16 protein-coding genes are annotated in these 13412 nt (G+C 37.0%); 10 read left to right on the plus strand and 6 right to left on the minus strand.

What is annotated here, in order from left to right:
* Positions 1–66: 66 nt before the first annotated feature.
* Positions 67–321, plus strand: coding sequence for a hypothetical protein (locus ABMA70_RS14630; RefSeq protein ID WP_103218035.1), 255 nt, complete (start codon positions 67–69; stop codon positions 319–321).
* A 24-nt stretch (positions 322–345) separates the two neighbouring features.
* Here ABMA70_RS14630 and ABMA70_RS14635 read toward each other — a convergent pair whose 3' ends face one another.
* Complete coding sequence (locus ABMA70_RS14635; RefSeq protein ID WP_103218034.1) at positions 346–921, minus strand: superoxide dismutase; 576 nt, start codon at positions 919–921, stop codon at positions 346–348.
* A 168-nt stretch (positions 922–1089) separates the two neighbouring features.
* On the opposite strand from ABMA70_RS14635, the gene ABMA70_RS14640 reads away from it, so the two are divergent.
* The 6 genes from ABMA70_RS14640 to ABMA70_RS14665 all read left to right on the plus strand — a co-directional run bounded on the left by ABMA70_RS14640 (position 1090) and on the right by ABMA70_RS14665 (position 5792).
* Positions 1090–2046: a hypothetical protein gene (locus ABMA70_RS14640; protein WP_146037853.1), complete on the plus strand. Its 957-nt coding sequence runs from the start codon at positions 1090–1092 to the stop codon at positions 2044–2046.
* 162 nt (positions 2047–2208) lie between these two features.
* Positions 2209–2691, plus strand: a complete 483-nt coding sequence (locus tag ABMA70_RS14645) for an NADH-quinone oxidoreductase subunit B (RefSeq protein WP_103218032.1) — start codon at positions 2209–2211, stop codon at positions 2689–2691.
* Positions 2684–3319, plus strand: a complete 636-nt coding sequence (locus ABMA70_RS14650; RefSeq protein WP_103218031.1) for an NADH-quinone oxidoreductase subunit C — start codon at positions 2684–2686, stop codon at positions 3317–3319. The genes ABMA70_RS14645 and ABMA70_RS14650 overlap by 8 nt, the downstream gene beginning before the upstream one ends.
* Positions 3320–3340: 21 nt before the next feature.
* The gene (locus ABMA70_RS14655) at positions 3341–4486 is read left to right on the plus strand and encodes an NADH-quinone oxidoreductase subunit D (protein ID WP_103218030.1); all 1146 of its coding nucleotides are present in this window, start codon (positions 3341–3343) and stop codon (positions 4484–4486) included.
* Entirely contained in the window at positions 4483–5001 is a 519-nt protein-coding gene (locus tag ABMA70_RS14660; protein WP_103218029.1) for a 4Fe-4S binding protein, read from the plus strand. The genes ABMA70_RS14655 and ABMA70_RS14660 overlap by 4 nt, the downstream gene beginning before the upstream one ends.
* A 269-nt stretch (positions 5002–5270) precedes the next feature.
* Complete coding sequence (locus ABMA70_RS14665; RefSeq protein ID WP_103218028.1) at positions 5271–5792, plus strand: hypothetical protein; 522 nt, start codon at positions 5271–5273, stop codon at positions 5790–5792.
* Between the two features lie 12 nt (positions 5793–5804).
* Here the strand turns inward: ABMA70_RS14665 and ABMA70_RS14670 are convergent, their stop codons facing one another.
* From ABMA70_RS14670 to ABMA70_RS14685, 4 genes are all read right to left on the minus strand, one after another.
* Positions 5805–6524, minus strand: coding sequence for a 1-acylglycerol-3-phosphate O-acyltransferase (locus ABMA70_RS14670; protein WP_103218027.1), 720 nt, complete (start codon positions 6522–6524; stop codon positions 5805–5807).
* A gap of 77 nt (positions 6525–6601) precedes the next feature.
* On the minus strand, positions 6602–7048 hold the full coding sequence (locus tag ABMA70_RS14675) for a DMT family transporter (protein WP_103218026.1): 447 nt from the start codon (positions 7046–7048) through the stop codon (positions 6602–6604).
* Between the two features lie 12 nt (positions 7049–7060).
* The gene (locus tag ABMA70_RS14680) at positions 7061–8278 is read right to left on the minus strand and encodes a class I SAM-dependent rRNA methyltransferase (RefSeq protein ID WP_103218025.1); all 1218 of its coding nucleotides are present in this window, start codon (positions 8276–8278) and stop codon (positions 7061–7063) included.
* A gap of 2 nt (positions 8279–8280) precedes the next feature.
* Positions 8281–8571, minus strand: coding sequence for a hypothetical protein (locus tag ABMA70_RS14685; RefSeq protein WP_103218024.1), 291 nt, complete (start codon positions 8569–8571; stop codon positions 8281–8283).
* 52 nt (positions 8572–8623) lie between these two features.
* Here ABMA70_RS14685 and ABMA70_RS14690 point away from each other — a divergent pair, with 52 nt between their 5' ends.
* From ABMA70_RS14690 to ABMA70_RS14700, 3 genes are all read left to right on the plus strand, one after another.
* Positions 8624–9484: a hypothetical protein gene (locus tag ABMA70_RS14690; protein WP_392992484.1), complete on the plus strand. Its 861-nt coding sequence runs from the start codon at positions 8624–8626 to the stop codon at positions 9482–9484.
* Positions 9485–9566: 82 nt separating this feature from the next.
* The gene (gene ettA / locus ABMA70_RS14695; protein WP_103218022.1) at positions 9567–11252 is read left to right on the plus strand and encodes an energy-dependent translational throttle protein EttA; all 1686 of its coding nucleotides are present in this window, start codon (positions 9567–9569) and stop codon (positions 11250–11252) included.
* A 16-nt stretch (positions 11253–11268) separates the two neighbouring features.
* On the plus strand, positions 11269–12309 hold the full coding sequence (locus tag ABMA70_RS14700; protein WP_158246869.1) for an aspartate kinase: 1041 nt from the start codon (positions 11269–11271) through the stop codon (positions 12307–12309).
* Here the strand turns inward: ABMA70_RS14700 and ABMA70_RS14705 are convergent.
* Complete coding sequence (locus ABMA70_RS14705; RefSeq protein WP_392992481.1) at positions 12239–13405, minus strand: ATPase, T2SS/T4P/T4SS family; 1167 nt, start codon at positions 13403–13405, stop codon at positions 12239–12241. The genes ABMA70_RS14700 and ABMA70_RS14705 overlap by 71 nt on opposite strands.
* Positions 13406–13412: the final 7 nt, after the last annotated feature.

The raw sequence follows: 13412 nt of genomic DNA on the forward strand, positions 1-13412 counted from the left end.
AAAAAAATCATTAATATTTTTCGAAAACATCCGAAATAATAAGTACTTATACTTTGGGGAAAGAGAATGTTTTTGATTGATGTAAATTTATTTGAAGATGAGTTCTACCTTCTGCCTGTTGAACAGAGGAAAGGTGACCAATATAAAATTGAGTGCCACTCAATTGAGTCGGCAAAATTACTACAAGAAACTCTAGGCCAGATTAAGCATCTGCATCCAACTAAGGATAAATCTCGCTTCAGACTTTTGAGGAGAGAAAATCAATTTGGCTTTGAAGTGAAAGTTTTAAGTTATATTGAAGAAGAAAAAAAGGCCTCATAAGAGGCCTTTCATTTAATTAAATAATTAAAGATTTGAGTTTACGAAATCCCAATTAACAAGGTTCCAGAATGCGTTGATGTAATCTGGACGAGCATTTCTGTAATCAACATAGTAAGCATGTTCCCATACGTCGATTGTCATTAGTGCTGTGTGACCATCTGTCATTGGAGTTTCAGCATCGTCAGTATTAACGATTTCTAGTTCTCCACCCTTGTTCTTTACTAGCCAAGTCCAACCTGAAGCAAAGTTAGTTGCAGCTGCATTTGAGAATTCTTCTTTGAATTTATCAAATGAACCCCATTTTGCGTTGATAGCGTCAGCTACTGCACCAGTTGCCGCACCACCTGCGTTTGGAGCAAGACAGTTCCAGTAAAAAGTGTGGTTCCATACTTGAGCAGCATTGTTAAATAATCCACCACTTGATTTCATGATGATCTCTTCTAGAGTCATGTTTTCAAATTCAGTTCCTGGAATAGCTGCGTTAAGCTTAGTTACGTAAGCATTGTGGTGCTTTCCGTAGTGGTACTCAATTGTTTCAGCTGAGATATGAGGTGCTAGAGCGTCTTTTGCCCATGGTAGTTCTGGAAGTTTATGTTCCATTCTTTTCTCCTTAATTCTAGATTCTTAAAATGTTTTTTGAACAGCTCCATTCTAATGCGTTTGTTCTTTAAGTGCAAAACGCAATAAGTTATAGAAATTATTTTTGCCCTTTGGAAATTCTCCTCAAATTTTACTCAAGAATTTACCTTAGATGTCGATTTTAAGATAATGCATTTGCCTGGCCGTCTACCTACATTATTTTTTTCAATCTTAACGAGTTTTCTTGTTTGTTCTAGCGTTGCGGCAAGTAGTTGGGCAGAACGTGGTGGAGTAATTCGCTCGGCTACTAATAAGTATAGTGGAAATTGGAGAAAGCTTTCTTCCACTCAAGAAGGCAGTATCGAGCAGCTTATAGAAATTGTCTCAACTTCAAAGCTAGGAATTCAGCTCATTGACAAGGCCCGTTTAAGAGCTGCCAAGGATCGTAAGCGCCTAGAAGAGGTAATTGATAGTGGAGATGTATCGGTAACCGACACAACCCTTGTTCGAAAATTTAATCCAAGCTCTCCTGAGAGCGTGCGTTTTGAAACAAGATCAACTGTTTATATTGATAAGTCACATTCAACTAAAAATGCCGTTTTAGACCTTATCCATGAGCTCACTCACTATATTTATAAAAAACCTTTTAACCCTTATTTAAGTGAATTCTCAGTTTCTTCCTTTCTTAGCGATACTATTCAAGGCAAAGGCGGGGAAGTGGATGCTTTTATGGTCGAGTGTCGTGTTGGACGTGAAATCTATGGCCTTAAGGCAATTTCTCCACAGTGCCTAAATATTTTAGATGGAGAGGAGTTTTCAAGGGATCTTGCCATAAAGGAATTTTATAAATTAGGCGTTCATTATGATCAATTTAAGCATGAGGCAAGTAAACTAGGCATCTCTGATGAGATTATCCAGTTTAGTTCTCGTGAGGATTCAAGCCTAATATCTTCGGCTTGGTCAAAGCCATACCCAGTAGCAGTTATTGAGGAGTATGGGACCATTATGACTAAGGTCTGTCAAAATGATCTCAAGCGTATGACCTACCTTAGGGAGAGCCAAACCCGTTCAATAGCGAGTGCTAATAAGAAAGTTGGCCAAGTAGAGTCGAAATTTAATGCTCGTTGTCGTTCATATTTAGACTAAATTTTATTGACGACTGAACTCAATAATGTCTCTATGCACCAATGATCACTTACAAAAAACTCTCTTTTTTCCTCGGCTTTAATTGACTACAAAGCTAAGCATTGGTAATTTATAACCTAAGAATTTCATAATTTTATACATCTATAAAAAGGATTGCTGGCAATGCAAGATAGTGTTGTTTTATTAAAACTTGATGACTTCCTTAACTGGGGAAGAAAGAACTCTCTATGGCCAATGACGTTTGGTCTTGCTTGTTGTGCTATTGAAATGATGGCAACTGGTGGATCTAAGTATGACTTAGAAAGATTTGGTTGTGGTGCTTTCATGGCGACACCAAGACGTGCGGACTTAATGATTGTTGCGGGTACTGTAACACTTAAAATGGCCCCAAGAATTAAGACTCTTTACGAACAAATGGCCGAGCCGAAATATGTTATTTCGATGGGCTCATGTGCTAACAAAGGTGGGCCTTACTGGCAACACGGTTATCACGTTCTTAAAGGTGTTGATGAGATCGTTCCTGTTGACGTTTACGTTCCAGGTTGTCCTCCAAGACCTGAAGCCTTAATTGAAGGTTTAATGACACTTCAAAAGAAAGTTGCCAACGAAAGACTTCTTAAAGATAAGTGGGTGAAGCATGCTTAATGAATTAGTAACTTTTATTAATGATAAAGTGAGTGGTGCAAATGCTTCTTTAATTGAAAATGAAGCAGGTGATAAGCCAATCTTAATTGATGCTTCAAAGATTAAAGATGTTTGTTATGCACTAAGAGATAGCTCAGAATATCAATTCAACGTTCTTCAAGTTGTATCTGGTGTTGATTACGAAAATGAAATCGAAGTAAACTATATGCTAGCTTCGTTTATCACGAACTCTGATGATGTAATACTTAAAGTAAAACTTCCAAAAGCAAACAAAGATGATGTTCCAAAGATTGATTCTGTTTGTGATGTTTGGAAGTCAGCTAACTTCTTAGAGAGAGAAGTTTACGATATGAATGGTGTTGAATTTGTTGGACACCCAGATCATAGAAGAATTCTTTGTCCTGAAGATTGGGAAGGTTTCCCACTTCGTAAAGACTACGAAGTTCAAAAAGCTTGGCAAGGTTTCGAAGTAAATCCTGAACATAAAATGAATATTGCAGATCATGAGTTCTTTGCTAAGGCAAGAATTGATGCTGCTGAACCAAAGAAAATCTCTGGTTCATGGGATGGAAAGATTTCTACTGATTTAGAGGCAGCTCTAAATAAGAAGATGGAAGAAGCTAAATAATTAATTTTAAGGATATTTTTAATGGAAGATAATACATTAAAACAAGAACAAGAAGCCTTACATACTGATCTACTGACAGTAAATATGGGGCCTCAGCACCCTGCCACTCACGGGGTTTTACGTGTTGAGATTAAAACAGATTCTGAAATCGTTGTTGAAGCGACTCCATACCTAGGTTACCTACACCGTTGTATGGAAAAGCACAGCGAGAACTTAGACTATCGTGGGATTATTCCTTTCACTGACCGTATGGACTATCTTGGTGCTATGGGAATGGAATGGGGTTATGTTCACGGTGTAGAAAAAATGCTTGGAACTGAAGTTCCTGAAAGAGCAGAGTATATCAGAATCATCGTTGCGGAACTTCAAAGAATCGCATCTCACTTAATGTACTTTGGTACTTACGCAATCGACCTTGGGGCCTTCACTCCATTCTTATACGCTTTCCAAGATAGAGAGCAAATCCTAAGAATCTTTGAAGAGCTTTCAGGTGCCAGACTACTATACAATTACATTTGGATTGGTGGTGTTTGGAATGATATTAATGACGATCAACTTCGTCGTATCGATCAATTCTGTACAACGATGGAAGAAAGCATGAAGAAGTACCACGATCTAGTTGGTATGAACGCAATCTTCCGTAACAGAACTGCTAATGTTGGTATTGTAACTCCTGAGATGGCTTATGAGTACGGTGCAACTGGTGCTGTTCTTCGTGGTTCAGGTGTTGAGTGGGATCTTCGTAAGAAGAAGCCATATGGTTACTACGATAAGTTTGATTTTGATGTTGTTACTGGTAAAGGTGAAATGGGAACTGTTGGTGACTGTTGGGATCGTTACTATGTACGTGTATTCGAAATCTTTGAATCAATCAAAATCCTTCGTCAAGCTCTTGATGGAATTGAAGCTGGACCTGTTATGGGTAAAGTTCCAAAAATCATTAAGCTTCCAAAAGGTGAGATTTATACAAAAACTGAGTGTCCACGTGGAGAACTTGGTTACCACATCGTTTCAGATGGTGGAAAAACTCCTTACAGAGTTAAAGTTAAGTCTTCATGTTTTACTCACACTTCAATGCTACCTGAACTTGGTAAAGGTCAGATGATTGCAGACTTCGTTGCTACAATCGGAAGTATTGATATTGTTCTAGGAGAGGTTGACCGATGAGCACTGATACAACTTACCACGCAGGTGAGCAACTAACGTTAGGAAAATGGTTTAAGAATATCTGGACTGGTATTACTACTGTAACGAAAGGTCTTGGTATTACTTTTAAATATGTGTACGGTGTAAAGCCTGTAACAATTGAATACCCAGAAGTAAGAGAAGAGCTTCCAGCAAACTCTCGTTCACGTCTATTCAACGACGTTGAAAACTGTATTTCTTGTTACCAGTGTGCAACTGCTTGTCCAGTTGACTGTATTTACATTACAGCAGTTCGACGTGAAAAAGATGCTCCAGTACTTAAGACAAGTGGTGGAACACCAATTAAGTTAGATCTTCTTCAATATACAATCGATACAGCTCTTTGCTGTTACTGTGGTCTTTGTACTACTGTTTGTCCTACTGAGTGTCTAACTCACACGACAGACTATGAATTCTCTCAATATACTCTTGATGAGATGAAGTACGACTATCTAGCACCAGATATCAAAAAATGGCGTGAACGCATTGTAAAATAGAAATAATAAAAGGCTCCTAACGGAGCCTTTTTTATTTCCATGCGCAGACGCTTGAAATGATTATTCTCAATAAATTCAAATAGCTTCAGCTACTTGATGTTTCCTCAGCGCAAAAATCTTCTTCATATAACCGAAAGACGCATGTCCAGGACGGACGGTATGTCGTCACTTCAATAGACACTGTTTAAGATATTTACAATCTAACTACTTAATATTCCGTTAAATTCTTGGCACACAAAGTGCAACTATATATGTATCTGGAGGGAATAATGAAAATGATTCTTAAAGTTACAATTGCACTATTTATCACTTTAAATGCTTTTTCATACCAGCAAATTTTTGCAACTTCAGGTGATCTAAAGATTAGAAGTCAGTACTATGGTGATCAAGATATTAGATCGATTAGAGTCTATGGTGATACAGTAAGTGCTTATTCTAAAGATCCAAACGGAAATGATTATAATGATGTTCTTTTCAAAGTTACGAAGGAATATGCACCGTACAAGGAATTCTTTTTTGATATTCTAGAAAAAGGTGACTTTGTTATTCTTCCAAATGAAACAGGTAAAATCGAAGATCTAAAATTAATCTACAAGGGTAAAAAGTATAGCTTTATTGAAGCGGCACTTTTTCTTAATAAGAAGGATATGTGTGGGTTAGGAATGGAGTGTCCAACAAGTAATGCGGCCATAAATGATGGAAGAAGAACTACTGCTCCAGGAACACAAGGTCCACTTAGAAGAGCTGATGCTAGAAAAGTTGATTACATGACAAGAGTAAATATCTTCTAATAAAAGACTTTATTAGGAAACTTCTTTAGATAATTTATTGATATGGGCAAGCATCATTTCACGAGTCTTGTCCATGAGCTCTCCAATATCATCCATTGTTAAACCCTGTGTCGAAATAGGCTCAAGTGCTTCAATGATAACCTTTCCAGGTTTGAGTTTTCTAAGATCAAATGACTTATCATATTCAGAAAATACAACAGGGTAAATTGGAAGTTGGCCTTGGATAGCAACAACGAATGGGCCTTTTTTAAATGGCAGTAATCCTCGTCCTTTTGAGCGAGTTCCTTCTGGCATAATCCAGACATTACAATTGTCTTCTTTAATTGTTCGAGCAACTTCGGCCATGGCCTTCCAGGCCTTAGTTCTATTTGTTCGATTAATCAGAATATTTCCAGCAAGGTAGTACATTTGACCAAAAATAGGGATCCAGACAAGAGACTGCTTCCCAAGAGAGACTGTTCTTTTTGGCAGGGCCGGCCCTACAAAGAAAATATCGAGATTTGATTGGTGATTAGAAATGATAACAGAATTTCTAATATCCTTGTGACTCTTCTTAACTCTTGCTTCAATTTTTATATTTAAAAAAAGGTGAGTTAGCCACGAGTAGTACTTAGCAATCATGTATGTGTTGCCACGATTTGCAGGACGAAACATGCATATTGGAATCCAAATTAGTGTTCCAATAACTAAGAATAATCCAGCAATGAATAGACGAAAATACATTAAAAGCATTTTTACTTTATAGCATAGGATTTATAGGTGTCAGACTATAAAATTCAAGTGTTTTTAACGCTATTTAAGAGTAACTGTTAAAATAGTGTAATTAAAATTACTGAGCCAATTGCCATTAAGATTCCAAGACCTTTTGGCACAGTAAGAGAGATATTCTCTACGAATACATCCCATAGAACACTTGTCACCATCTGTGCAGCGATTAGTCCGACAGTTGTTTTTACGGCACCAACTTCATAAATACCAAGCGGAAGACCCACAACAAATAAGAAGCCGAAGAACCCAGGAATGACATACCACCACTTAAATTGGAAGTCCTTTAAGCGAACGAATTCAGGAAAGAACTCTGGGTTATATTTAACAAAGAAGAAGAAACCAATACAAACAACTAGAGTAACAAAGTTACCAAGAAGGGCCATCCATGTAAGACCGATATCATTTGTCATTAATCGGTTTATGGCACCTTGAAGGATTCCGATACAACCAATAAATAGGGGAACAATTATGGCCAGGTTATTTGTCATTTATTTTTTCCTTTATTTCTTTAAAAGAGTTAGTCCTTTAAGGTAGTCGCCTTCAATAAAGCCTTTAAGTGACGGACAGTCACCAGTAAGTTTTAGTGATCCAGTGATACTAATCTTGCGGGTACCAATGTACTCTTTAATTTTATTTTCAAATTTCTTGCGTGTAATTGAATGTGTATTTAAAAAGATATGCGCTTTTCCACCTTTATTTAGAATCATATCAAATAGAGGAATCATATCTTTATATGCATCAATAGCTTTCGAAACTTTCTTTCCATCACTTGATGCACTTGGTGGATCGCAAATAATTAAATCAAACTTACGACCTTCTGCCTTAAACTTTTCTAGTGCCTTGATTGTTGGCATACAAAGTGATTCATGATTTTCACTCATTTCATTAAGAACAAGATTCTCTTGTAGCCAATCAAGATACTTTTGAGAAAGATCCACACTTGTTACATCTGTTGCCCCCTGTTTCAGTCCAAACAGAGAATAAGCTCCAGTGTAGCTATATAGATTTAAAACACTCTTTCCTTCAAAGTCTTCTTTCACGCGGTCCCTAATTGCCGCCATATCTGTGTAGATTCCAATATCATAGAATTGGTTAAGCTTAATTTGATACTTAACTCCATATTCTTCAACGATAAAGTTATCTTCTTTTAGTTGCTTATTTGTCGCGCAATAAAATTCTTTCTTACGCTTTAGATTTCTTTTTTGAACCCAAAGAGTATCTTTAGGAAAAAAGTCTTTAACTATTTTTAGAACGTCATTTTCAAAGTGGTTCCAGAAGTTTGCATAAAATTGAATCAGAATTCTATCTTTTAAGCGAATAATAAAAAGACCTGGCAGATAATCAGACTCGCCAAAAGCAAGGTAGTAGTTTTCACGAGTATCAATATTCCCACGTGCTTCAAAACTTGCTTGCATGCGCTCTCTAAGTTCAAAGTAGAACTCTTTTGGGCCAATGTGAGATGAACCTTCACCAATACGCCAGATTCGTGCTAGCACACTATCGTGAGTCGGATCATTTAGCATAACAACAAACTTCGCATCGTCGTTCTTAACTTCATCAAGCTTTGCCGTAATAAAAGGAGAGCCCTTAGGAAACTTAAGAGAGTACTTATCTTTAGTAATCCAAGGATGACCTTTGAAGAGATATTTGATACTGGCAGGGTGTAGTTCTACCCTAGGTGTACGAATGCGTGGACGACCTGCGGTTTTCTTGTTCATTGTTACTTTTCTTTTTCTAACTTAATACGATATTGAAGGTTGTTCTCTAGTAAGAGAAGAAGTTTATTTGTTATCTCAAAAGGGTTTGAGAGTTCGAGAACACCAAATTCTTGTAAACGAAACTTTGTTTCAAGGTCCATGTCACGATATGGATCAAAATTTTGGCAAAAGAGTTTTAACTCTTCTAATAGTTCATCATTGAGATAGAAATCAGGGTGATTAATATCCTCTGATTGCTTATCAAAAGCGTGGTTTTCATTTCGAATGTGAAATAACTCTTCTTTATTTTCCATGGAGTATTGTTATTTCAGATACATAGCGTTACGTCAAGATAGGAGGTCTATTTTGGCAATAATATCTTTTTTATCAATCACTCTCTTAGCATTACTTATTCCTGCTGAAACCTTAATTGAAAGGTTTAACTCATTGAAATTTCGAATTCGATCTGAATATCAAAGAGGCAAGGACTTGTTAATAGAAGTATCCCAGCTCAATTTGATGGGGGACTTAACGCAACTTTCAAATTACAAGTTTTACGACTCATTAATTTGTGAAATTGCTCAGATTGCAAAAGAATTTGGCGCTGCAACAAGTCGAACTCTTGCAAAAATGCGCCACGCTCTCTCCAATGATCTTCAAATTGAGAAGAAGGCCGCAGGCACAATTAATGAAACACTCTTTCAATTTCTTATGGCAATGGGACTTACATTTGCCCTAAATATCTTTGCAACAAATATCCTTGACCTCGCAACCGACTATACCTTCCTCGTTTTGGCCCTAATCTATAATCTTGTAGGTGTTCTTAGTTTCATCATGCTTATTAAGAAACTAAAGCGAAAATTTCTGGCCCCTATTAGTAAGATTCTAAATTCATATCTCATATTTAAGCTTATGTACGATGTTGGAACTCCCATCAATCAACTCATTCATCGTTCATCAATCAACTCAATTGTAGATTTAGATCAGGCCCTGGCCAAGGATCTCTTTCGAAGGCTCGCTGCACTAATTGAAGTAAAGAAACACCAAGGTGTGGATATTTGTGAAGACCTTGAATCCATTGAGATTAATCTTTGGGATGATTACCGAAGTGAAAATGAAGTTTTTTTACAACGATTAAAAATCTTCAAATTTATATGGCTTGTGGTCTTCTTCTTTGTGCCTTATGTCGCAAACTTTTTTCGTCTAATAAGTCACCTAAATCTTTAAGTTTGCAGGCACTCTGTAATTGATATTCTATCGTTTTATAGGTACTTTATTTGAGTAATTTTAAAACAAATGGAGTCAATCGATGGCCTATCAAAATGATAAGCAAATTATTTATTCAATGAACCGTGTTGGAAAAGTTTATAAGCAAAAGCACGTTTTAAAAGACATCTCTCTTTCGTATTTTTATGGAGCAAAGATTGGTGTTCTTGGTCTTAACGGTGCTGGTAAGTCGACACTTCTTAAGATTATGGCAGGTCTTGATCAAGACCATCTAGGTGAAACACACTTAGCTAAAAATTATTCGGTTGGTTACCTTGAGCAGGAACCAAAACTTGATCCTGAATTAACAGTTAGAGAAGTTGTTCAGCAAGGTTGCCAAGAGACAGTTGATCTTCTTGCTCAATTTGATGAAATCTCTGCAAAATTTGCAGAGCCAATGTCTGATGACGAAATGAATAATCTTCTTGATAAACAAGCTAAGCTTCAAGATAAACTTGATGCTGCAGATGCTTGGACTCTTGATAGTCAACTAGACCTTGCAATGGAAGCACTAAATTGTCCTCCATCTGAAGCAAAGTGTGGAAACCTATCTGGTGGGGAAAAGAGAAGGGTTGCACTATGCCGTCTTCTACTTCAAAAACCTGATATTCTTCTTCTAGATGAGCCGACAAACCACCTTGATGCTGAAACAGTATGGTGGCTTGAAAGACACCTACAACAATATAAAGGAACAGTAATTGCTGTAACACACGATCGTTACTTCCTAGACAATGTTGCTGGTTGGATTCTAGAGCTTGACCGTGGACAAGGGATTCCATTCGAAGGAAACTACACGGGTTGGCTAGAGACAAAAGCAAAGCGTCTAGCTCAAGAAGAAAAGACTGAGTCGAAAAGACAAAAAGCAATGAAAGAAGAGCTTGAGTGGATTCGCTCAAACCCTAAAGCACGTCAGGCGAAGTCAAAAGCTCGTATTAAGGATTACGAAGAAAGAGCAAAAATCTCTAGTGAAAAGAGAAATGAAACAAATGACCTTTTCATTCCTGCAGGTCCTCGTCTAGGAAATAAAGTTATCGAAGCTCACGGCGTTTCAAAAGCATTCGACGACAGACTTCTATATGAAAATCTTGAGTTCTCACTTCCTCCTGGTGGAATCGTTGGGATTATCGGTCCAAACGGTGCTGGTAAAACAACTCTATTCAAAATGATTACTGGTCAAGAGAAGCCAACTTCTGGAACTTTCGATGTAGGTGATACTGTTAAGCTTGCTTACGTTGACCAGGGACGTGATTTAGATCCTGAAAAAACAATCTACGATGTTGTTGCTGATGGAACTGAGTTTATCAATGTTGGTGGCCAAGAAGTTAACTCTCGTGCCTATATTGCAAAATTCAACTTCTCTGGAGAAGACCAGAAGAAGAAAGTTTCTGAGCTTTCAGGTGGTGAGAGAAATCGCGTACACCTTGCAAAAGTTTTAAAAGAAGGTGGAAATGTTCTTCTACTGGATGAGCCAACAAACGATCTTGATGTAAATACTCTACAAGCTCTTGAAAAAGCACTTGTTGATTATGCTGGTTGTGCTGTTATCATTTCCCACGACCGTTTCTTCTTAGACCGTTTAGCAACACATATCCTTGCATTCGAAGGCGAGGGGAAAGTTGTATGGTTTGAAGGAAACTTTAACGAGTACGAAGAAGATAAGAGAAGACGTCTAGGAGATGCAGCAATGAATCCTAAGCGCTACACTTATAAGAAACTTACTAGAGATTAGAAAAGAGACTATAAGCTTGAGAAGTGTATATAAATTTGGTGGCAGTTCGATAAAAAGCGCTGCTGCCATTAAGCAGATTGCAGATTTAATTTTAGCGTGTCCAAATGATGCTCTTGTTGTTTTATCTGCGACGTATAATTCAACTAATGAGCTGGAGTCAATTTACTTTAGTGAAGACTCTAATTTATTAGTTGAAGACTTTTTCACAAAGCATAGAGTGATCATTGAAGAGTTAAACCTTCAAGTTGATCTCTCCAATTTTAAAGAAGAGTTGCTAAGCTATCTTACACTTCCCAAGTCTAGTTCGACTCTCGATTCTATCTACAGTATTGGAGAGCGTATCTCTACATCAATCCTTGCTAGTTATATCCAACAACAAGGAAGAGAACTTTTTCACGCAGATGCCCGTGACTATATTCTCACGAATCGCAATTTTAATGAGGCCAAGGTTCTCTTTAAGAATACAAAGGCAAATTGCAAAGATTTAAATAAGCACTCGCTAATTATCACACAAGGCTTTATCGCACGAACAACCGATGGCCAAACTTCAACTCTAGGCCGAGAGGGCTCAGATTATTCCGCAGCTATCTTTGCTTGGGCATTAGATGATGTACAAGAGCTTGTGATTTGGAAGGACGTTAAAGGTGTTTACGGCCATGATCCAAAGGTTCTTTCAAATGCACCTTTAATTCACAACCTAAGCTACCGACAGACAAAACTATTGACTAATAAAGGTGCTAAAATTCTTTTTCATCGAACGATGAACCCTTTAATCGAAGCAAATCTACCCCTTATTGTTAAAAGTGTATTCTACCCGAATGAAGCTGGAAGCTGTATTAGTGATGCTAAGGAAGATCATTTCTGTGCTATTTCAACAGAAAGAGATGAAGCCTCACGCAATTTTATTACGGTATTTGGCCTTCCTCTTGAAAATGCAAAGTTGTTGGAAAGGTCATTTGAAGTCGATGAAAATAACGATGATTACTTTACGCTAGAAGTTGATGGCCAAGATCTTCGTGAGTGGATAGACCTCTTTGGTGATCAGTTATTTTCTTAGCCTTTGAATAAAGTGTTGAGTAAATCGGACGATCTGCTTCACTACCGTGAACTTCTATAATTTCTTTTACTTCTTTATTTTCAACAAAGATCACGTTATCAACACTTTGACAGATCAGTCGTAAGATTTGATCGAAATCAATTCCGTTTTTACTCTCTGAGAAGATTGAAAATAATGTAGTAAGTCTGAGTAGTGTATCCTTTGCACTGTTAGCATGAATTGTACTCATCATACCTTTGTGCCCAGTATTCATTGCTAATAAAAATGGGATTACCTCACTTGATCTAATCTCTCCAAGAAGAATTCTCTTTGGAGACATCCTTAAAGCATAACTACAATAGTCTTTTAGACTCTTTCCCTCACTAGGATGTGATAAGAGGTGAGTTGAATTGGAAATATCTCCGTCAATCTCTGCAACATCTTCAATAATAACGTGATGTTCATTTTCAAAGCATAGCGCCTTACAAACTCTTAAAAAGCTAGTCTTTCCACTTGCCGTAGAGCCCGCAATAACAATATTCTTATAATCACTAACCAACTTTTCCACGATCTCATGTGTTTCTTTGTCTTTTGAAAAATCGGATATTTTGAAATTCTCTTTTGCATGAACTCTCAAAAATGCTTTTGCTTGTGCTTTAGGGGAAAGACATGGATGTGTGATACTCACTCGCAAGTCAATCTCATTGCCGTCAACTAATCGAGTATTCTTAAATGATGCAAATGGATTATTGAAGTTCCAATCAATTCCTAGTTTTTGAGTTAGAAAAGCTAAGCTTAAGACAAAGTCTTCATTACTTAGAAATTCAACCTTTAAATTAAGATGATCCTTCTTTTGTACTTCGATATCACTAGGAGAGTGAATGATAAACTCATTGGCATCATACATTTTTAGAAGATCATCAATGTAACTTTGATGATAGACCTTGTTAAACCAGTCTTTGATTTCGTTTAGATTATCTAAGTCACTTTCTTGAAGATTATTTCTTTCGAGTGTTTCTAGAATAATTTCTTTAAAGTTCAGATGAATTGTTTTCTTTGCTTTCTCACTAAGTAGCATTTTAAATTCATTGAAAAAATACTGATTGATTTGTGACATTTTATTT

The organism is Halobacteriovorax sp. XZX-3, from assembly GCF_043196495.1.
Taxonomy (GTDB): domain Bacteria; phylum Bdellovibrionota; class Bacteriovoracia; order Bacteriovoracales; family Bacteriovoracaceae; genus Halobacteriovorax_A.

Excerpts from the sequence above, each read along its gene's own strand:
- ABMA70_RS14630 (WP_103218035.1), top strand. The coding sequence starts at position 67 with ATGTTTTTGATTGATGTAAATTTATTTGAAGATGAGTTCTACCTTCTG.
- ABMA70_RS14635 (WP_103218034.1), bottom strand. The coding sequence starts at position 921 with ATGGAACATAAACTTCCAGAACTACCATGGGCAAAAGACGCTCTAGCA.
- ABMA70_RS14640 (WP_146037853.1), top strand. The coding sequence starts at position 1,090 with ATGCATTTGCCTGGCCGTCTACCTACATTATTTTTTTCAATCTTAACG.
- ABMA70_RS14645 (WP_103218032.1), top strand. The coding sequence starts at position 2,209 with ATGCAAGATAGTGTTGTTTTATTAAAACTTGATGACTTCCTTAACTGG.
- ABMA70_RS14650 (WP_103218031.1), top strand. The coding sequence starts at position 2,684 with ATGCTTAATGAATTAGTAACTTTTATTAATGATAAAGTGAGTGGTGCA.
- ABMA70_RS14655 (WP_103218030.1), top strand. The coding sequence starts at position 3,341 with ATGGAAGATAATACATTAAAACAAGAACAAGAAGCCTTACATACTGAT.
- ABMA70_RS14660 (WP_103218029.1), top strand. The coding sequence starts at position 4,483 with ATGAGCACTGATACAACTTACCACGCAGGTGAGCAACTAACGTTAGGA.
- ABMA70_RS14665 (WP_103218028.1), top strand. The coding sequence starts at position 5,271 with ATGAAAATGATTCTTAAAGTTACAATTGCACTATTTATCACTTTAAAT.
- ABMA70_RS14670 (WP_103218027.1), bottom strand. The coding sequence starts at position 6,524 with ATGCTTTTAATGTATTTTCGTCTATTCATTGCTGGATTATTCTTAGTT.
- ABMA70_RS14675 (WP_103218026.1), bottom strand. The coding sequence starts at position 7,048 with ATGACAAATAACCTGGCCATAATTGTTCCCCTATTTATTGGTTGTATC.
- ABMA70_RS14680 (WP_103218025.1), bottom strand. The coding sequence starts at position 8,278 with ATGAACAAGAAAACCGCAGGTCGTCCACGCATTCGTACACCTAGGGTA.
- ABMA70_RS14685 (WP_103218024.1), bottom strand. The coding sequence starts at position 8,571 with ATGGAAAATAAAGAAGAGTTATTTCACATTCGAAATGAAAACCACGCT.
- ettA (WP_103218022.1), top strand. The coding sequence starts at position 9,567 with ATGGCCTATCAAAATGATAAGCAAATTATTTATTCAATGAACCGTGTT.
- ABMA70_RS14705 (WP_392992481.1), bottom strand. The coding sequence starts at position 13,405 with ATGTCACAAATCAATCAGTATTTTTTCAATGAATTTAAAATGCTACTT.